The 18,702-nt window shown below is 34.8% G+C and carries 17 protein-coding genes and 1 other annotated feature; all 17 genes read right to left on the bottom strand.

Annotated elements, in window-relative coordinates:
- Positions 1 to 8: 8 nt before the first annotated feature.
- The 17 genes from rplC to tuf (KTC94_RS12460) all read right to left on the bottom strand — a co-directional run bounded on the left by rplC (position 9) and on the right by tuf (KTC94_RS12460) (position 18,656).
- The gene (gene rplC, locus KTC94_RS12540; protein ID WP_165414236.1) at positions 9 to 638 is read right to left on the bottom strand and encodes a 50S ribosomal protein L3; all 630 of its coding nucleotides are present in this window, start codon (positions 636 to 638) and stop codon (positions 9 to 11) included.
- A 119-nt stretch (positions 639 to 757) separates the two neighbouring features.
- Positions 758 to 1,066, bottom strand: a complete 309-nt coding sequence (rpsJ, locus tag KTC94_RS12535) for a 30S ribosomal protein S10 (protein ID WP_071614633.1) — start codon at positions 1,064 to 1,066, stop codon at positions 758 to 760.
- A 409-nt stretch (positions 1,067 to 1,475) separates the two neighbouring features.
- Positions 1,476 to 2,669 carry an elongation factor Tu gene (gene tuf, locus KTC94_RS12530; RefSeq protein WP_216302359.1) on the bottom strand — a complete coding sequence of 398 codons (1,194 nt, stop codon included), beginning with the start codon at positions 2,667 to 2,669 and terminating at the stop codon, positions 1,476 to 1,478.
- Positions 2,670 to 2,714: 45 nt separating this feature from the next.
- Entirely contained in the window at positions 2,715 to 4,778 is a 2,064-nt protein-coding gene (gene fusA, locus KTC94_RS12525) for an elongation factor G (protein WP_216302363.1), read from the bottom strand.
- A gap of 74 nt (positions 4,779 to 4,852) precedes the next feature.
- On the bottom strand, positions 4,853 to 5,323 hold the full coding sequence (gene rpsG, locus KTC94_RS12520; RefSeq protein WP_165414408.1) for a 30S ribosomal protein S7: 471 nt from the start codon (positions 5,321 to 5,323) through the stop codon (positions 4,853 to 4,855).
- 143 nt (positions 5,324 to 5,466) lie between these two features.
- Positions 5,467 to 5,847 (bottom strand): 30S ribosomal protein S12, encoded by a 381-nt coding sequence (rpsL, locus tag KTC94_RS12515; protein WP_165414407.1) that lies wholly within the window; start codon positions 5,845 to 5,847, stop codon positions 5,467 to 5,469.
- A 117-nt stretch (positions 5,848 to 5,964) separates the two neighbouring features.
- Positions 5,965 to 6,207, bottom strand: coding sequence for a ribosomal L7Ae/L30e/S12e/Gadd45 family protein (locus KTC94_RS12510; RefSeq protein ID WP_165414406.1), 243 nt, complete (start codon positions 6,205 to 6,207; stop codon positions 5,965 to 5,967).
- 121 nt (positions 6,208 to 6,328) lie between these two features.
- Positions 6,329 to 9,862, bottom strand: coding sequence for a DNA-directed RNA polymerase subunit beta' (gene rpoC, locus KTC94_RS12505; protein ID WP_216302362.1), 3,534 nt, complete (start codon positions 9,860 to 9,862; stop codon positions 6,329 to 6,331).
- A gap of 20 nt (positions 9,863 to 9,882) precedes the next feature.
- Entirely contained in the window at positions 9,883 to 13,596 is a 3,714-nt protein-coding gene (gene rpoB / locus KTC94_RS12500) for a DNA-directed RNA polymerase subunit beta (RefSeq protein ID WP_165414404.1), read from the bottom strand.
- Between the two features lie 258 nt (positions 13,597 to 13,854).
- Entirely contained in the window at positions 13,855 to 14,214 is a 360-nt protein-coding gene (gene rplL, locus KTC94_RS12495) for a 50S ribosomal protein L7/L12 (RefSeq protein WP_165414403.1), read from the bottom strand.
- Positions 14,215 to 14,331: 117 nt separating this feature from the next.
- Positions 14,332 to 14,832, bottom strand: coding sequence for a 50S ribosomal protein L10 (rplJ, locus tag KTC94_RS12490; protein ID WP_165414402.1), 501 nt, complete (start codon positions 14,830 to 14,832; stop codon positions 14,332 to 14,334).
- Positions 14,833 to 14,866: 34 nt separating this feature from the next.
- Positions 14,867 to 15,003 (bottom strand) — a sequence feature (ribosomal protein L10 leader region).
- 37 nt (positions 15,004 to 15,040) lie between these two features.
- On the bottom strand, positions 15,041 to 15,730 hold the full coding sequence (gene rplA, locus KTC94_RS12485; RefSeq protein ID WP_216302361.1) for a 50S ribosomal protein L1: 690 nt from the start codon (positions 15,728 to 15,730) through the stop codon (positions 15,041 to 15,043).
- A 58-nt stretch (positions 15,731 to 15,788) separates the two neighbouring features.
- Positions 15,789 to 16,214: a 50S ribosomal protein L11 gene (gene rplK / locus KTC94_RS12480; protein WP_071614644.1), complete on the bottom strand. Its 426-nt coding sequence runs from the start codon at positions 16,212 to 16,214 to the stop codon at positions 15,789 to 15,791.
- Between the two features lie 76 nt (positions 16,215 to 16,290).
- Positions 16,291 to 16,812, bottom strand: coding sequence for a transcription termination/antitermination protein NusG (gene nusG / locus KTC94_RS12475; protein ID WP_216302360.1), 522 nt, complete (start codon positions 16,810 to 16,812; stop codon positions 16,291 to 16,293).
- A 46-nt stretch (positions 16,813 to 16,858) separates the two neighbouring features.
- Positions 16,859 to 17,083: a preprotein translocase subunit SecE gene (gene secE / locus KTC94_RS12470; protein ID WP_165414399.1), complete on the bottom strand. Its 225-nt coding sequence runs from the start codon at positions 17,081 to 17,083 to the stop codon at positions 16,859 to 16,861.
- Between the two features lie 38 nt (positions 17,084 to 17,121).
- Positions 17,122 to 17,271: a 50S ribosomal protein L33 gene (rpmG, locus tag KTC94_RS12465; RefSeq protein ID WP_125002828.1), complete on the bottom strand. Its 150-nt coding sequence runs from the start codon at positions 17,269 to 17,271 to the stop codon at positions 17,122 to 17,124.
- Positions 17,272 to 17,462: 191 nt separating this feature from the next.
- Entirely contained in the window at positions 17,463 to 18,656 is a 1,194-nt protein-coding gene (gene tuf, locus KTC94_RS12460) for an elongation factor Tu (protein ID WP_216302359.1), read from the bottom strand.
- Between the last annotated feature and the right edge of the window lie 46 nt (positions 18,657 to 18,702).

Here is an 18,702-nt window from a genome sequence, read left to right as displayed (position 1 = left end):
CTTTAAAGTTACGCTTTAACAGCATTTCTTATTACAACTGTGCCTTTGTTAGGTCCCGGTATACCACCTTTAACTAATATAATGTTCTTTTCAGGCATTACTTTAACTATTTCAAGGTTTATTACTGTTCTACTAACATTACCCATATGACCTGGCATACGTTTGTTTTTAAACGTTTTTGATGGATCGGAAGATGCTCCCATTGATCCAACTGCTCTATGGAATTTAGATCCATGACTCATTGGTCCTGTATGCTGATTCCATCTTTTAATACAACCTTGGAATCCTTTTCCCTTAGATATTCCTGATACGTCAATTTTATCTCCAGCAGCAAATATATCTGCCTTAAATTCTTGACCTACTTCATAAGCACTTATATCTTCCATTCTAAATTCTTTTACGAATCTTTTTAAAGATGTTCCTGCTTTAGCAAATTGTCCTTGCATTGGTTTGTTAACTAACTTTTCTCTTATGTCACCAAAGCCAACTTTAATTGCATTGTAACCATCATTTTCGATAGTTTTCTTTTGAATAACAACACATGGACCTGCTTCAACAACTGTTACTGGAACAACTCTTTTATTTTCATCAAATATTTGAGTCATACCAAGTTTTTTACCCATTATTGCTTTTTTCATGAAAATACACCTCCTACTTATTAGCGGACCACATTAGTGATCATAACAGTTAGTAATATTAATTTAATGCTTACGTACAGTAATTATACTTATACGCTTAATCGCACTTATATGTACGCTTATAGTTTTATTTCGATATCAACACCAGCTGGTAAGTCTAATCTCATTAAGGCATCAACAGTTTTAGGTGATGGACTAATTATATCTATTAGTCTCTTATGAGTTCTTATTTCAAATTGTTCTCTTGAATCTTTATACTTGTGTGGAGCTCTCAACACTGTAATTACATCTTTTTCTGTAGGTAGCGGTACTGGACCAGCTACTTTAGCTCCTGTACTTTTAGCTGTTTGAACAATTTTCTCAGCTGATTGATCTAATATGTTGTGATCAAAAGCCTTTAATCTAATTCTGATTTTTTGTTTTATCATTATTATTTCCTCCTTTTCATCGCACGCTCTACTTCTTACGTGCAACAGCGGATGTTCTGTAAACTGCTCCGGGTGTTTCATGTAATAAATGCATGAAACAATCGTAGGAACCCCGTCGTCCGATTCAAGATCAGGACATGCTCGGTGAAGAATTACCCGGAAGTCCGGCAACCTCTTACCTCATCACTGTTACCACAATACAACTTCTAAAGTATACAACACTTCTTTTGCTTTGACAAGTATTTTTTCACTATTATTTCATAATTTTTATATTTGTGGTTCCTGCTTATATTTATACAAAAGTTTTATTGTATTTAAAAGGAGAAGAGCGTCCTCTTCTCCTTAATAATAAAAGCTTTTATTATTATTGAAATTCATCAATTGATGGTTATAAATACATTGTAAATTATTATTTAACTATTGAAGTAACAACTCCTGAACCTACTGTTCTTCCACCTTCTCTGATTGCGAATCTTAATCCCTCATCCATTGCTACTTGAGTGATTAGTTCAACATTCATGTCTATGTGATCTCCTGGCATTACCATTTCCATTCCGTCTGGTAATTTTATTGATCCAGTTACATCAGTTGTTCTGAAATAAAATTGTGGTCTATATCCGTCGAAGAATGGAGTATGTCTTCCGCCTTCTTCTTTTTTAAGTACATATACTTGACCTACAAATTTATCATGTGGATGTATTGAACCTGGCTTAGAAAGTACTTGACCTCTTTGAATATCTGTTCTTTGTACTCCTCTTAGTAATGCTCCGATGTTGTCTCCGGCCATTGCTTGATCTAAAAGTTTTCTGAACATTTCAACTCCTGTACATACAACTTTTCTTTTATCTTCGCTAAGTCCTACGATTTCTACTTCTTCTCCAACCTTAAGTATCCCAGCTTCAACTCTTCCTGTAGCAACTGTTCCTCTACCTGTGATTGTGAATACATCTTCTACTGGCATTAAGAATGCTTTATCTGTTGCTCTTGTTGGTGTTGGAATGTAGCTATCTACTGCTTCCATTAATTCAGCTATGCATTTTGATGCTTCTTCATCAGTTGGGTTTTCTAATGCTTTTAATGCTGATCCTGTTACTACTGGAATGTCGTCACCAGGGAAGTCATACTCACTTAATAATTCTCTTACTTCCATTTCAACAAGTTCTAATAATTCTGGATCATCTACCATATCTGCTTTGTTTAAGAATACTACTATATATCCTACTCCAACTCTGCTTGCTAATAGTATATGCTCTCTTGTTTGAGGCATTGGGCCATCTGCTGCACTAACAACTAGAATTGCTCCATCCATTTGTGCTGCGCCTGTGATCATGTTCTTTACATAATCTGCATGCCCTGGGCAATCAACATGTGCATAATGTCTATTATCTGTTTCATACTCAACATGTGATGTATTTATTGTAATTCCTCTTTCTCTTTCCTCAGGTGCTTTGTCAATTTGGTCAAACCTAGATACTTCTGCTAAACCTTTAGTTGCGAGTACTGCTGTTATTGCAGCTGTTAATGTTGTCTTGCCGTGATCTACGTGCCCTATTGTTCCAATGTTTACGTGTGGTTTGCTTCTTTCAAACTTTGCCTTTGCCATTTTGTATTCCTCCTTATATTTGCATATTATCTTATATTTTGCTTGTTATTTACTTCCTATAACTTGTTCTTGAATACCCTTTGGAACTGGTTCGTATGCAGCAAATTCCATACTGTATACTCCTCTACCCTGAGTTCTTGATCTAAGCGTCGTAGCATATCCAAACATTTCTGATAATGCAACCATTGCTCTAATTACTTGAGCGCCTGATTGAGCTTCCATTCCTTCTATTCTACCTCTTCTTGAATTAATGTCTCCCATAACGTCTCCCATATACTCTTCTGGCACTGTTACTTCGACCTTCATTATTGGTTCAAGCAAAACTGGATCTGCTTTTGCCATACCGTTCTTGAATGCCATTGAACCAGCAACCTTAAATGCCATTTCGTTTGAGTCAACATCATGGTATGATCCATCAACTACTTTAACTTTAAAGTTAAGAACTGGGTATCCACCAAGAATACCATTCTTTGATGCTTCTTTAATTCCGTTCTCAATTGGAGATATAAATTCTCTTGGAATAGATCCACCAACCGTACAATTTTCAAATGAGTAAGGTTCAGTAGTTGGTATTAACTCTATCCAACAGTGACCGTATTGTCCACGTCCACCTGATTGTTTAATGTATTTACCTTCTGCTTTAACTGCTTTTCGTATTGTTTCTTTATAAGCTACTTGTGGTTTTCCTACATTACATTCAACCTTAAATTCTCTTTGAAGTCTATCAACAATAATTTCTAGATGAAGCTCGCCCATACCACCAATTATTGTTTGACCTGTTTCTTGATCAGTATAAGTTTGAAAAGTAGGATCTTCTTCAGAAAGCTTTGCAAGAGACATACCCATTCTTTCCTGACCAGCTTTTGTTTTTGGCTCAATAGCTACATGGATAACTGGATCTGGGAAGTCCATGGTTTCAAACAATATTGGATGATCTTCATCACATAAAGTTTCTCCAGTAGTTGTGTTTTTAAGTCCAATTACTGCACCTAATTCTCCTGAACGTAATTCTTCAACTTCTTCTCTGTGATTAGCATGCATTTTAACTAGTCTACCAACTCTTTCTTTTTTACCTTTGTTAGCATTTAATACATATGTACCAGTTTTCATTACGCCTGAGTAAACTCTTGTAAACGCAAGTCTGCCAACAAAGGGATCTGTAGCTATTTTAAACGCTAATGCTGCCATTGGCTCATCATCACTTGGGTGTCTTTCCATTTCTTCACCAGTATCAACATCTTGTCCTTTGGTAGCTGGTATATCAAGTGGTGACGGCATGTATTCTATAACAGCATCTATCATCATTTGAACGCCTTTATTTTTATATGAAGAACCACAAATTACAGGTACTATTTCATTCTTAATTACACCTTTTCGTAATGCTGCTTTTAATTCTTCTTCACTTATTTCTTCACCATCAAGATATTTCATCATAAGCTCTTCATCTAGTTCAGCTATTGCTTCAACCATAGCCGATCTGTATTCTTCTGCTAACTCTTTCATATCTTCTGGAATTTCTATTTCTTCTATTTGTGTTCCTAAATCATCTCTATAGACTTCTGCAACATTTCTAACTAAATCTATAATACCTAGGAAGCCTTCTTCTTTACCTATTGGAAGCTGTATTGGAACTGCATTAGCATGAAGTCTTTCTCTCATCATGTCTACAACGTGATAGAAGTCTGCACCCATTATATCCATTTTGTTAACATATGCCATTCTTGGTACCTTATATTTAGTCGCTTGTCTCCATACTGTTTCTGATTGTGGTTCTACTCCGCCTTTTGCACAGAATACAGAAACTGCACCATCAAGTACTCTTAAAGATCTTTCAACTTCAACTGTGAAATCTACGTGCCCTGGTGTATCAATGATATTTATGTTATAACCCTTCCAGAAACAAGTTGTAGCCGCAGAAGTTATTGTTATACCTCTTTCCTGTTCTTGTACCATCCAGTCCATAGTAGCTCCACCATCATGAACCTCACCAATCTTGTGTGTTTTTCCTGTATAGAATAATATACGCTCAGTTGTTGTTGTTTTACCAGCATCAATATGAGCCATAATACCTATATTACGGAATTTTTCTAAAGAATATTCTCTACCCACTATTTGCGCCTCCTGTCAACGAGTGATTTTAAATTTGACAAAACTGTCTTGGCAAAGCCAAAACAGTTTTAATATTAATACCTGTAATGAGCAAAAGCCTTGTTAGCTTCAGCCATTTTATGAATATCTTCTCTCTTCTTTACTGCTGCTCCAGTATTGTTTGCAGCTTCGAGTAATTCGTTAGCAAGTTTTTCTCTTGCATACTTCTCTCCTCTATTATCTGCAGCAATAAGCAACCATCTTAGTCCTAATGTCTGTCTTCTCTCAGGTCTAACCTCGATAGGCACTTGATAATTAGCTCCACCTATTCTTCTAGCTTTTACTTCAAGTAATGGCATAACATTATTTAATGCTTCTTCAAAAACCTCTAAAGGTTCTTTGCCTGTTTTTTCTTTGATTATGTCAAAAGCCTCATAGCATATTTTTTGTGCTACTCCTCTTTTACCATCCTCCATTACATTGTTTATTAACTTTGTAACGACTTTGCTGTTGTACATAGGATCTGGTAATACATCTCTTTTTGCAATATATCCTTTTCTCGGCACTTTACTTCCCTCCTTAACAATTTTAATTAACTCATAGGTACTCGATATCTCTACCGCAAAGTACTCTGTACTCCTGCAAATGTATGTAAATATAAATTTTCATATATATAAATGCTGAAGACATTGCACCTTAATTCAAAGCATTATTTTTTTTGCTTTGGTCTCTTAGTACCGTATTTAGATCTACTTTGTAGTCTGCCCGCAACTCCAGCAGAGTCTAATGTCCCTCTGATGACGTGGTATCTAACTCCTGGTAAATCCTTAACTTTTCCACCTCTTATAAGTACAACACTATGTTCTTGTAAATTGTGGCCTACACCTGGTATATAAGCAGTAACTTCGTATCCGTTTGTAAGTCTAACTCTTGCTACTTTTCTTAATGCTGAGTTTGGCTTTTTAGGAGTTGTTGTTTTAACTACTGTACAAACTCCTCTTTTTTGCGGACAGTTCTTCAATGCTGGTGCAGCTGATTTTGTTGCTAATGTCTTTCTGCCTTTTCTTACTAATTGATTGATAGTTGGCATGATTTCACCCCCTCATTTTTGTAAGCTGTTCTTCATTTATATCAATGCAGCGTAACATAACTAAATGGCAATGTTACCGCATGGATATATCTATATTATTTAGTTGCTAGCATTAATTTAATCTTCGAAACGCAATGCTGTTGCTGATGCAACATCTATATCACAAAGATTTCCTAATTCTTTCATTGTGTCTACAAATATTATTTGTAGGGAATTAACCTTGGCTAGTTTTAGAATAGGATCAGTAATACTACTATCAGCATCTTTGGCTATATACAAAACTTTACCCCGACTATTCTTTAACGCTTTTAGGGTTTGTTTAACTCCAACGACTTTCTGACCTACAATTTTACCTACCATTTCTAACCCCCTTCACAATTATAATCAAAAGATTTACCTAATTAAGATGCATCTACTCGATTTAAATCACACACAAGGTGTATTTTATCATTTTACTATCACCCTGTCAACTAGTTACAACCTATACTTCCAAATCATTTTCAATTTCTACCTTTTCATCATCTTCAGTATTGATTTTTATTGTTCTATATCTTGTCATTCCAGTACCCGCAGGTATCAGTTTACCAATTATTACATTTTCTTTTAATCCAAGCAATGGATCAATTTTACCCTTAATAGCCGCATCAGTAAGTACTCTTGTTGTCTCCTGGAATGATGCTGCTGACAAGAATGATTCTGTTGCAAGTGCCGCTTTAGTTATACCTAATAGAGAAATTTTCCCCTGAGCAGGTACTCCACCTTCAGCTTCAATTTTTGCATTAGCATCTTCAAAAGCAAATATATCTACTAAGTTCCCTGGAAGTAGTTCAGTATCTCCAGATTCCTCAACCTTTACTTTTCTTGTCATCTGTCTCACAACAACCTCTAAATGTTTATCATTTATATCAACACCTTGAAGTCTATAAACTTTCTGTACCTCTGACGATAAATAATTTTTAACTCCGTTAACGCCTTTTATTCTTAAAATATCGTGCGGATTAACTGAACCTTCAATTATCTCATCTCCGGCCTCAATTCTATCACCATTTGCAACTTTTAATCTTGATCCAAAAGGTATATCATAACTTAGTTCTTCCCCTGCATCACCAATTACAATGACAACTCTCTTTTTCTTAGTATCTTCCATTTTAACGCTACCGCATACATCACTTACTATTGCGAGTCCCTTTGGTTTTCTAGCTTCAAATAATTCCTCAACTCTTGGAAGACCTTGGGTTATATCTGATCCTGCTACTCCACCTGTATGGAATGTTCTCATTGTAAGTTGTGTACCCGGTTCTCCTATAGATTGAGCTGCAATTATGCCTACGGCTTCGCCAATGTTAATCTTTTGAGACGTTGCCATATTCATTCCATAACATTTAGAACAAACTCCAATTTTAGCCTTACATGTAAATACCGATCTAATCATAACTTTTTTTACACCAGACTTTTGAACTTCTTCTGCTAACTTAATATCCATATACTCATTCTTAGGAACTATTACTTTGCCTGTTTTTGGATGAATAATATCTTCAGCGGAATATCTTCCAGTCAATCTTTCAACTAACTGTTCAATTACTTCACTTCCATCACGAATTTCTGAAACTTCAAAACCTTCATCCGTTCCACAATCTTCGTGTCTTACGATAACATCCTGGCATACATCAACAAGCCTTCTTGTTAAATAACCTGAGTCAGCTGTTTTAAGTGCTGTATCTGCGTTACCTTTTCTAGCTCCATGTGTTGAAATAAAGTACTCTAATACACTTAGTCCATCTCTAAAGGATGCTCTAATAGGCAACTCAATTATCTTACCAGATGGATTAGCCATAAGGCCTCTCATACCTGCTAATTGTTTGATCTGACTCTTAGACCCTCTGGCACCTGAATCTGCCATCATGAATATCGGATTGAATTTATCCAAACTATCCATTAGTGCATTTGCCACATCTTCTGTAGTTTTAGTCCATTTTTCTATTACTCTTTGGTATCTTTCTTCCTCGGATATAAATCCTCTTCGATACATCTTCTCAATTTTTTCAACAGTTTCATCCGCATCTTTTAACAATGCTTTTTTAGCCTCTGGAACCACCATGTCAGATGTAGCAACCGTAATTGCTCCAATTGTTGAGTAATGATATCCCTTAGCCTTTATTTTGTCTAGCATCTTAGAAGTTTCTGAAGGCCCATATTTTAAGTAGCATTTATCAATAATACTACCAAGATTCTTTTTACTTACCAAGAAGTCTATCTCAAATTTCAATTCATTTCCAGGAATGCTTCTATCAATAAACCCTAAATCTTGAGGTATAGTTTCATTGAAAATTAGTTTTCCAGGTGTAGTTTCTATAATTGAAGTTATACTTACACCATCAACGGTGCCAAATAACTTAACTTTAATTTTAGCATGAATATCAATATCCTTTACTTGATAAGCCATTATTACTTCATCTGGCGATGAGAATGATCTTCCCTCACCTTTAGCACCATCTTTATCAATAGTTAAATAGTAAGCTCCTAAAACCATATCTTGAGTAGGTACGCAAACCGGTTTACCATCTGATGGTTTCATAATGTTATGTGCAGCAAGCATTAAGAACCTTGCTTCAGCTTGAGCTTCAACAGATAGAGGTACATGTACCGCCATTTGATCTCCATCAAAGTCAGCATTATAAGCCGTACATACAAGCGGATGTAGTTTAATAGCCCTACCTTCTACAAGTATAGGTTGGAAAGCTTGAATTCCTAGTCTATGAAGTGTAGGTGCACGATTTAATAGTACTGGGTGATCAGCTATTACTTCTTCAAGTACATCCCATACTTGAGGCATAACTCTCTCTACCATTCTCTTAGCACTCTTAATATTATGCGCTACTCCACTTCCAACTAGCTTTTTCATAACAAAAGGCTTAAATAATTCTAAAGCCATCTCTTTTGGAAGACCACATTGATACATTTGTAACTCTGGTCCAACAACTATAACTGAACGGCCTGAGTAATCAACACGTTTTCCAAGTAAATTTTGCCTGAATCTTCCTTGCTTTCCTTTTAACATGTCAGATAGAGATTTTAAAGGTCTGTTCCCTGGTCCCGTAACTGGCCTTCCTCTTCTTCCATTATCAATTAATGCATCTACAGCTTCTTGGAGCATTCTTTTTTCATTTCTAACAATTATATCTGGAGCACCTAAATCTAGAAGTTTTTTTAGCCTATTGTTACGGTTTATTACCCTTCTATACAAATCATTTAAATCAGATGTAGCAAATCTTCCTCCGTCTAATTGTACCATCGGTCTTAAATCAGGAGGTATAACTGGTATTACATCGATTATGATCCATTCAGGTTTGTTTTTAGATTTTCTAAATGATTCTGACACATCTAGTCTTCTTATACTTCTGATTCTTTTTTGTCCTGTACTCGTTTTTAGGTCTTCTTTTAATTCCTTAGATAATTCTTCTAAGTTTATATCTTGTAAAAGTACTTTCACAGATTCTGCACCCATACCAGCTACAAAACTATCATTTCCAAATTTATCAATAGCTTCTCTATACTCTTTTTCACTAAGGATTTGTTTTTTAAGTAGTGATGTTTCTTTTGGATCTAATACTACATAAGAAGCAAAATAAAGAATCTTTTCTAGAGATCTAGGTGACATATCTAAAATAAGTCCCATACGAGATGGTATTCCTTTAAAATACCAAATGTGAGATACTGGGGCAGCAAGTTCGATATGCCCCATTCTTTCACGTCTTACTTTAGATTTTGTAACTTCAACACCACATCTATCACAAACTATTCCCTTATATCTTACTCTCTTGTATTTTCCACAGTGACATTCCCAATCTTTAATTGGTCCAAATATTCTTTCACAAAACAACCCATCTCTTTCAGGTTTTAAAGTTCTATAGTTTATAGTCTCTGGTTTTTTTACTTCACCTTTTGACCATTCTCTGATCTGTTCCGGTGATGCTAATCCTATTTGAATAGCATCAAAATTATTAAATTCAAACAAGGGTTCATCCTCCCTTCATATTAATGTTCATCATTAAAATCATTTAATTCTAAGTCTTCACCAAATTCTTCTGCCGGTATTTCATCATAATTTATATCAATGTCCAGTTCTTCATCTTCATCGATAAGCTCAATGTACTCTTCCGTTGGTGCTTCAGGAATTATATCTTCTGATCCTTCTATGTTAACATTTAAATTTAATTCTTCCATTTCATCATCAACTGATTCCTTCAGTTTAATTTCTTCTAATTCATCAGTAAGAACTTTAACATTTAAACACAACGCTTGTAATTCCTTTATAAGAACTTTAAAGGATTCAGGCACACCAGGTTCTGGAATATTCTCGCCTTTTACTATTGCTTCATATGTTTTAACTCTTCCTACAACGTCATCGGATTTAACTGTTAAAATCTCTTGTAATGTATGAGCTGAACCATAAGCTTCTAATGCCCAAACTTCCATTTCTCCAAACCTTTGGCCACCAAACTGTGCTTTACCACCTAATGGTTGCTGAGTTACGAGAGAATATGGACCTGTAGATCTAGCATGTATTTTGTCATCTACTAAATGATGTAACTTTAAGATATACATATATCCAACAGTAACTCTGTTGTCAAATGCTTCTCCTGTTCTTCCATCATATAAATCAGTTTTTCCATCTGTATTATATCCTGCTTTTTCCAAGCACGCTTCAATTTCTTCTTCAAGCGCACCATCAAATACTGGCGTTGCAATATGCCAACCTAATTCACTAGCTGCCCATCCTAAGTGGACCTCTAATACCTGGCCTATATTCATACGAGAAGGAACACCTAGTGGATTTAAGCATATTTGAAGTGGCCTTCCATCAGGTAAAAACGGCATATCTTCTACTGGTAATACTCTAGATATAACCCCTTTATTACCATGTCTTCCTGCCATCTTATCGCCTACAGATATCTTTCTCTTTTGAGCTATATAACATCTAACTAGTTCATTTACACCTGGTGGAAGTTCATCACCATTTTCTCTAGTGAACACTTTAACGTCAACTATTATTCCAGCTTCGCCATGTGGCACTCTAAGTGATGTATCTCTTACTTCTCTTGCCTTTTCTCCAAATATTGCCCTTAATAATCTTTCCTCTGCGGTAAGTTCCGTTTCTCCCTTTGGAGTTACTTTTCCAACTAGAATATCTCCAGATCTTATCTCAGCACCTATTCTTATTATTCCGCCCTCATCTATATCTTTAAGTGCATCTTCGCCAACATTAGGAATATCCCTAGTTATTTCTTCTGGTCCAAGCTTTGTATCTCTTGCATCTGATTCATATTCTTCAATGTGCACCGATGTAAATATATCATCACGAACAAGTTCTTCAGATATTAACATCGCATCCTCATAGTTATAACCTTCCCAAGTTACAAACCCAATACGGATGTTCTTACCTAATGCTATTTCTCCAAGGTCAGTTGAAGGTCCATCTGCTAAAACAGTATTTACTTCAACTTTTTCGCCTTTATTAACTATAGGTTTTTGATTTATACACGTACCCTGATTAGATCTTTTAAACTTTAGAATTTTATAAACATCTAATCCACTATCTGAATCTCTTCTTACCTTAATTTCGTTAGCACTTACATACTCAACTGTGCCGGCGTTTTTAGCTTTCGGAAGTACACCAGAATCTACTGCAGCTCTATATTCTATTCCAGTAGCTACAATTGGCGATTGTGATTTAAGTAGTGGTACTGCTTGACGTTGCATGTTGGAACCCATTAGCGCACGACTAGCATCATCATTTTCAAGGAATGGAATCATTGCTGTAGCAACAGAAACTATCTGTCTTGGCGATATATCCATAAGATCTACTTCTTCTTTTGGAACAACCATTACTTCTTCTTTAGCTCTTACAGTTACTTTTTCATCTACAAAAGTACCATCTTCGCTAATTGGTTCACTTGCCTGTGCTACTAGATATGCATCTTCTTCATCCGCAGTCATATACACAATTTCGTTTGTAACTACTGATGTTTTCTTATCTACAATCCTATATGGTGTTTCAATAAACCCATATTCGTTAACTTTAGCGTAACTCGCAAGTGAATTAATAAGTCCTATATTGGGTCCTTCTGGAGTTTCTATAGGGCACATTCTGCCATAATGCGAGTAATGAACATCTCTAACCTCAAACCCAGCTCTCTCCCTAGAGAGACCGCCTGGTCCTAGTGCAGATAATCTTCTTTTATTTGTAAGTTCTGATAATGGATTTGTTTGGTCCATAAACTGAGAAAGTTGTGAACTTCCAAAGAATTCTTTTATAGCTGCGGCTACAGGCCTTATGTTTATAAGCGCCTGAGGCGTTATTCCTTCTTGGTCTTGGATTGTCATTCTTTCTTTGACAACTCTTTCCATTCTAGATAAACCAATTCTAAATTGATTTTGTAAAAGTTCACCTACAGATCTAATTCTTCTGTTTCCTAAATGATCAATATCATCAATATAACCGATATCGTAAGTTAGTCCTAACTCGTAGCTCACTGTAGCATACATATCATCTTTAATTATATGTTTAGGTATTAATCTAGTTTTATTAGCTTTTATTTGTTCTTTAATTGATTCTTCATCACTAAAATTATCCAATATCTCTTTTAATGTTGGATAATGGACCATTTCCCTAATATTAAGATCAGAAATATCAAAGTTAACTACTTTATTAATGTTAACAAAGTGATTTCCTATAACTCTTAACACCTTATCCTCTACTTGAAGATCTACTACATTAATTCCTAAGTTTTGAATTTCTAGAGCAACTTCTCTATCTATCTTTTGACCTTTTTCAACTATAACTTCGCCAGTTGTAGGGTTAACAATATTTTCAGCAGCAATTTTGTTTGCAATTCTGTGATTAATTGATAACTTCTTATTAAATTTATATCTACCAACTCTTGATAAATCATATCTCTTAGCATCAAAGAATAGTGAATCAATAAGAGATACCGCACTATCCACTGTAGGTGGTTCGCCTGGCCTTAATCTCTTATATATTTCTATCAAAGCTTCTTCTCTTGTTTTAGTATTATCTTTTTCTATTGTAGCTTTTAGTCTTTCTTCTTCACCTAATAATTGATGTAAGTCTAAATCGCTACCATTATCCATCATAGCTCTGGCCAAAATACTTATAGGCAGTTTTCTTGTCTTGTCAATTCTAATATATACAATTTCATTAGAATCTGTTTCATACTCGAGCCATGCTCCTCTGTTTGGGATTACCGTTGCAGAGTAAAGTTTTTTTCCAGTTTTATCAACAGAATAATTGTAATAAACCCCTGGTGATCTAACCAATTGACTTACTATAACTCTTTCTGCTCCATTTATAACAAATGTTCCTTGTGGTGTCATCAGTGGGAAGTCTCCCATAAAGACTTCTTGTTCCTTAATTTCACCTGTTTCATTATTACGCAATCTAACCTTAACTTTTAACGGTGCTGCGTAAGTTGTATCTCTTTCCTTACATTGTTCTTCAGTATACTTAATGTTATCTGTATCAAGTTTGTATCCTACAAACTCTAGAACAAGATTCCCAGTATAGTCTTGAATAGGATTTATATCGTCAAAAACCTCTTGAAGTCCTTCTTTTAAAAACCAATTATAAGAGTCTAACTGTATCTCAATTAAATTTGGCATATCAGTTACTTCACCTATTTTTGAAAAACTCATTCTTGTTCTTTTACCTAATTGGACAGGATGTACCATCAGCTTTCACCCCTTGTATAAACTAAAATAACCAAAAACACACTTTCCCCTAGGACCTTATGCTTTTGGATTCACATATTTATTATGTTATTATAACCATTTTTGTTAATTCAATTCACATTAACCAGTAATTTCTTTTTTAACGTTAAACTACTAGTTTTAATGCATTACGCTATATTATCATAAGTATAATTCTATGTCAACATAACATTTTAAAAAAGGGCACTCTTATCTAAAAGTACCCTGTTTATGATAAAATTATTTTATTTCTGCTGCGCCGCCAACTTCTTCTATTTTAGCTTTTAATGCTTCTGCATCTTCTTTGCTTATAGCTTCTTTAATTGCCTTAGGTGCTCCATCAACTATATCTTTAGCTTCTTTTAATCCTAATCCAGTTATTTCTCTAACAACTTTAATAACTTTAATTTTGCTAGCGCCTGCACTAGTTAAAATTACGTCAAATTCAGTTTTTTCTTCAACAGCTGCTGTAGCAACTCCTGCAACTGCAACTGGTGCAGAAGCACTCACTCCAAATTCTGTTTCACACTCTTTTACTAATTCATTTAATTCTAAAACACTCATATCTTTTATAGCTTGAATAATTTCTTCTCTTGTCATTATAAATGCACCTCCGAATTTTTTTCATATAAATATTGTTTTGTACTTACCTTTTAAAAAAGGCATGATTTGAATCAATTAAAAATCGCTATGTAGTTCAGCTTAATATTTGAAATATTATTGAGCTGATTCCTTTTGCTCTTTAACTGAATTCAATAGGTATGCAAGATTTGATAATGGAGCTTTGAAGCTTCCAAGTAATTTTGCAATAAGAACATTTCTTGGTGGTATTGATGCAAGAGCATTAACCTCGGCACCATCGAATATTTTACCTTGAATTATGCCTGCTTTAAGCTCTAACTTTTTATGAGTTTTTGCAAATTCATTTAAAACTCTAGCTGCAACAGTTGCATCTTCATATCCAAATGCCATTGAAATAGATCCTTGTAGGTGAGTTTCTATACCTTCAATTCCTAATTCCCTAGCCGCTAGAATAACTAAAGTGTTTTTATAAACTTTATATTCTACCCCAACTTCTCTAAGGTTTTTTCTTAGTTGCGTATCTTCTTCTACATTTAGACCTTGATATTGACTAAATACTACACCTTGAGCTTTTGCTAATTTTTCTTTTATTTCTGCTACTTTTGCTTCTTTTACTTGTCTATTATTGCTTAACACTATATATCCACCTCCTAACAGTTTTTAACTGCTTTATAAAAAATTAAAATCTCTCCGTAGACACGAAGAGACCTAATATATGTATACAAGTATACTTATAGGAATCCTCGGTAGGCATGTTGTCTTTTACGCTTTCGCACCTACTATCTACGGAATATCATTTATTTCACTCTGGAAATTGTATCATGTTTAACCCTATTTGTCAATACTAGTCTAATACTTTAGCTTGATTGACTTTTATTCCAGGTCCCATAGTGCTTGAAACTGATACTGATTTTAAGTATTGTCCTTTAGCTGCTGATGGTTTAGCTTTAACTACTGCTTCCATTAAAGCATGAAAGTTTGCAACTAATTTGTCAGCACCAAAAGATTTTTTACCAAGCGGTACATGAATTATAGAAGTTTTATCAACTCTATACTCAACTTTACCAGCTTTTATTTCATTTATTGCTCTAGCAACATCAAATGTAACTGTTCCTGACTTTGGATTTGGCATTAATCCCTTAGGTCCAAGTACTCTACCTAATTTACCAACAACACCCATCATATCTGGAGTAGCAACAACTATATCAAATTCAAACCAATTTTCTTTTTGTATTTTTTCAACTAATTCATCAGTTCCAACGAAGTCTGCTCCTGCAAGTTCCGCTTCTTTAGCTTTCTCGCCTTTAGCAAAAACTAAAACTTTAACTGTTTTACCTGTTCCATGAGGAAGTACTACTGCACCTCTAACTTGTTGGTCTGCATGTCTTGGATCAACACCAAGGCTTACAGCGAGTTCTATAGTTTCATCGAACTTAGCTTTAGATGTTTTCACCACAAGTTCCATAGCTTCTGTTGGTGTATATAGAGCATTTTTATCTATAAGCTTAGCGCTTTCTATGTAATTTTTTCCCATAATAGTATCCTCCTTCGTGGTAATAACGGTTTTTACCTCCCACGTAATTAATTTAAAATTATTCTTCTACAACTATTCCCATACTTCTTGCTGTTCCAGCTATCATACTCATTGCAGATTCAATTGATGCTGCATTTAAATCTGGCATCTTAAGTTCTGCTATTTCTCTTACTTTAGCTTTAGAAACTGTAGCAATTTTGGTTTTGTTTGGAACACCAGAACCGCTTTCTAATCCAACTGCTTTCTTTAACAATATTGCTGCTGGTGGAGTTTTCAGTATGAAACTAAAAGATCTATCTTGATATACTGTTATTACTACTGGTATTATCATACCTGCTTGATCCGAAGTTTTCGCGTTGAATTCTTTACAGAATCCCATGATATTAACTCCGTGTTGTCCAAGTGCTGGTCCAACTGGTGGTGCTGGGGTAGCTTTTCCTGCAGGAAGTTGAAGTTTTATCATCCCTGTTATTTTCTTAGCCATGAATTTATACCTCCTATATTGTGGTAAACGGATTAAAAATCCTCCCACTTACTAAAACTTTCGTTTTATTAAGTATCTAGTCTAGTTTTTGTATTTGATTGAATTCTAGTTCAACAGGAGTTTCCCTGCCAAACATATTTATAAGTGCTTTAATTTTTTGCTTTTCCAAATGAATTTCTTGTATTAAAGCAACAAATCCTTCTAATGGTCCAAATGTCACCTGAATATTCTCACCTATTTCGTAGTCAACAACTATAGTTTTTTCTGCTATACCCATAGTTCTAACTTCATCTTCAGTAAGAGCTACCGGTTTAGAACCCGGTCCTACGAACCCAGTTACACCTCTGGTATTTCTAACTATATACCAAGATTCATCTGTCATAAGCATTTTAACCATAACATAACCTGGAAACACCTTTTTTAAAGTTATTTTCTTTTTTCCATCCTTTACTTCAACTACTTCTTCCATAGGTACTTGAATATCATGTACATATTCTTCAAGATTTCTATTTTCGATCGCTTTTTCTAGGTTGACTTTAACTTTATTTTCATAACCAGAATATGTATGTACAACATACCATTTAGCTTTATCTGCCATAGCTCAAGGGGTGGAGTATTCCGTCCCCCTACCTCCTTCCTTTACCTTATTTAAAGATTAGTTTATAGAGGTTCTTAAAACCATAATCCAACAAACCTATTAAAATCACAAAAATAAAACAAAAACTTGTCACTGCAAAAGTTGCCTTTTTAACATCTTGTTTTGAAGGCCAAGTTATTCTTTTCGCCTCTGCCTTAAGTTCATTGAAAAACTTCACTATACCTTTTTGGTTTGATTTTTCCTTTACTTTAACATTCCCAGTAACAGCCATTTTATTCACATCCCTACTGTTTTGTGTTTAATGCTGTATTATTTTGTTTCTTTATGAAGTGTATGTTTGTGGCAGAACTTACAGTATTTCTTCATTTCTATTCTGTCTGGGTTATTTTTTTTGTTTTTCATTGTATTGTAATTTCTCTGTTTGCAATCAGTACAAGCTAAAGTTACTTTTACTCTCACAATCTACACCTCCCGGTTTTCCATCTATTTAAGAAAGCTCATACTTATTAAGCGCTAAGCTATCTTTAGCATTTTTGTTATACTTAAATAAGTTATCACAATTTAATACATATGTCAATGAATTAGTTCAAGGTGTTTTTTTATTAAACAATTTTCTTTCTTCTAATTCATAATGCATTTTTTTGTTTGTATTATTTAACTATTGAAGTAACAACTCCTGAACCTACTGTTCTTCCACCTTCTCTGATTGCGAATCTTAATCCCTCATCCATTGCTACTTGAGTGATTAGTTCAACATTCATGTCTATGTGATCTCCTGGCATTACCATTTCCATTCCGTCTGGTAATTTTATTGATCCAGTTACATCAGTTGTTCTGAAATAAAATTGTGGTCTATATCCGTCGAAGAATGGAGTATGTCTTCCGCCTTCTTCTTTTTTAAGTACATATACTTGACCTACAAATTTATCATGTGGATGTATTGAACCTGGCTTAGAAAGTACTTGACCTCTTTGAATATCTGTTCTTTGTACTCCTCTTAGTAATGCTCCGATGTTGTCTCCGGCCATTGCTTGATCTAAAAGTTTTCTGAACATTTCAACTCCTGTACATACAACTTTTCTTTTATCTTCGCTAAGTCCTACGATTTCTACTTCTTCTCCAACCTTAAGTATCCCAGCTTCAACTCTTCCTGTAGCAACTGTTCCTCTACCTGTGATTGTGAATACATCTTCTACTGGCATTAAGAATGCTTTATCTGTTGCTCTTGTTGGTGTTGGAATGTAGCTATCTACTGCTTCCATTAATTCAGCTATGCATTTTGATGCTTCTTCATCAGTTGGGTTTTCTAATGCTTTTAATGCTGATCCTGTTACTACTGGAATGTCGTCACCAGGGAAGTCATACTCACTTAATAATTCTCTTACTTCCATTTCAACAAGTTCTAATAATTCTGGATCATCTACCATATCTGCTTTGTTTAAGAATACTACTATATATCCTACTCCAACTCTGCTTGCTAATAGTATATGCTCTCTTGTTTGAGGCATTGGGCCATCTGCTGCACTAACAACTAGAATTGCTCCATCCATTTGTGCTGCGCCTGTGATCATGTTCTTTACATAATCTGCATGCCCTGGGCAATCAACATGTGCATAATGTCTATTATCTGTTTCATACTCAACATGTGATGTATTTATTGTAATTCCTCTTTCTCTTTCCTCAGGTGCTTTGTCAATTTGGTCAAACCTAGATACTTCTGCTAAACCTTTAGTTGCGAGTACTGCTGTTATTGCAGCTGTTAATGTTGTCTTGCCGTGATCTACGTGCCCTATTGTTCCAATGTTTACGTGTGGTTTGCTTCTTTCAAACTTTGCCTTTGCCATTTTGTATTCCTCCTCAATATAAATAATTACACTTTTGTGCAAGTAA

The organism is Clostridium sp. CM028, assembly GCF_030585565.1.
In the GTDB taxonomy this organism is placed as follows: Bacteria; Bacillota; Clostridia; order Clostridiales; family Clostridiaceae; genus Clostridium_AD; species Clostridium_AD estertheticum_B.
Note: the sequence above shows the minus strand (reverse complement) of the source record. Positions and strands in the feature narration are given on the sequence as shown.

What these genes read in the sequence shown, in the direction of transcription:
- rplL (WP_165414403.1), bottom strand. Translation starts at nt 14,214, where the DNA reads ATGACAAGAGAAGAAATTATTCAAGCTATAAAAGATATGAGTGTTTTA.
- rpsJ (WP_071614633.1), bottom strand. Translation starts at nt 1,066, where the DNA reads ATGATAAAACAAAAAATCAGAATTAGATTAAAGGCTTTTGATCACAAC.
- tuf (WP_216302359.1), bottom strand. Translation starts at nt 2,669, where the DNA reads ATGGCAAAGGCAAAGTTTGAAAGAAGCAAACCACACGTAAACATTGGA.
- nusG (WP_216302360.1), bottom strand. Translation starts at nt 16,812, where the DNA reads ATGGCAGATAAAGCTAAATGGTATGTTGTACATACATATTCTGGTTAT.
- tuf (WP_216302359.1), bottom strand. Translation starts at nt 18,656, where the DNA reads ATGGCAAAGGCAAAGTTTGAAAGAAGCAAACCACACGTAAACATTGGA.
- rpoB (WP_165414404.1), bottom strand. Translation starts at nt 13,596, where the DNA reads ATGGTACATCCTGTCCAATTAGGTAAAAGAACAAGAATGAGTTTTTCA.
- secE (WP_165414399.1), bottom strand. Translation starts at nt 17,083, where the DNA reads ATGGCTGTTACTGGGAATGTTAAAGTAAAGGAAAAATCAAACCAAAAA.
- rplC (WP_165414236.1), bottom strand. Translation starts at nt 638, where the DNA reads ATGAAAAAAGCAATAATGGGTAAAAAACTTGGTATGACTCAAATATTT.
- KTC94_RS12510 (WP_165414406.1), bottom strand. Translation starts at nt 6,207, where the DNA reads ATGGTAGGTAAAATTGTAGGTCAGAAAGTCGTTGGAGTTAAACAAACC.
- rplK (WP_071614644.1), bottom strand. Translation starts at nt 16,214, where the DNA reads ATGGCTAAGAAAATAACAGGGATGATAAAACTTCAACTTCCTGCAGGA.
- rpsL (WP_165414407.1), bottom strand. Translation starts at nt 5,847, where the DNA reads ATGCCAACTATCAATCAATTAGTAAGAAAAGGCAGAAAGACATTAGCA.
- rplA (WP_216302361.1), bottom strand. Translation starts at nt 15,730, where the DNA reads ATGGGAAAAAATTACATAGAAAGCGCTAAGCTTATAGATAAAAATGCT.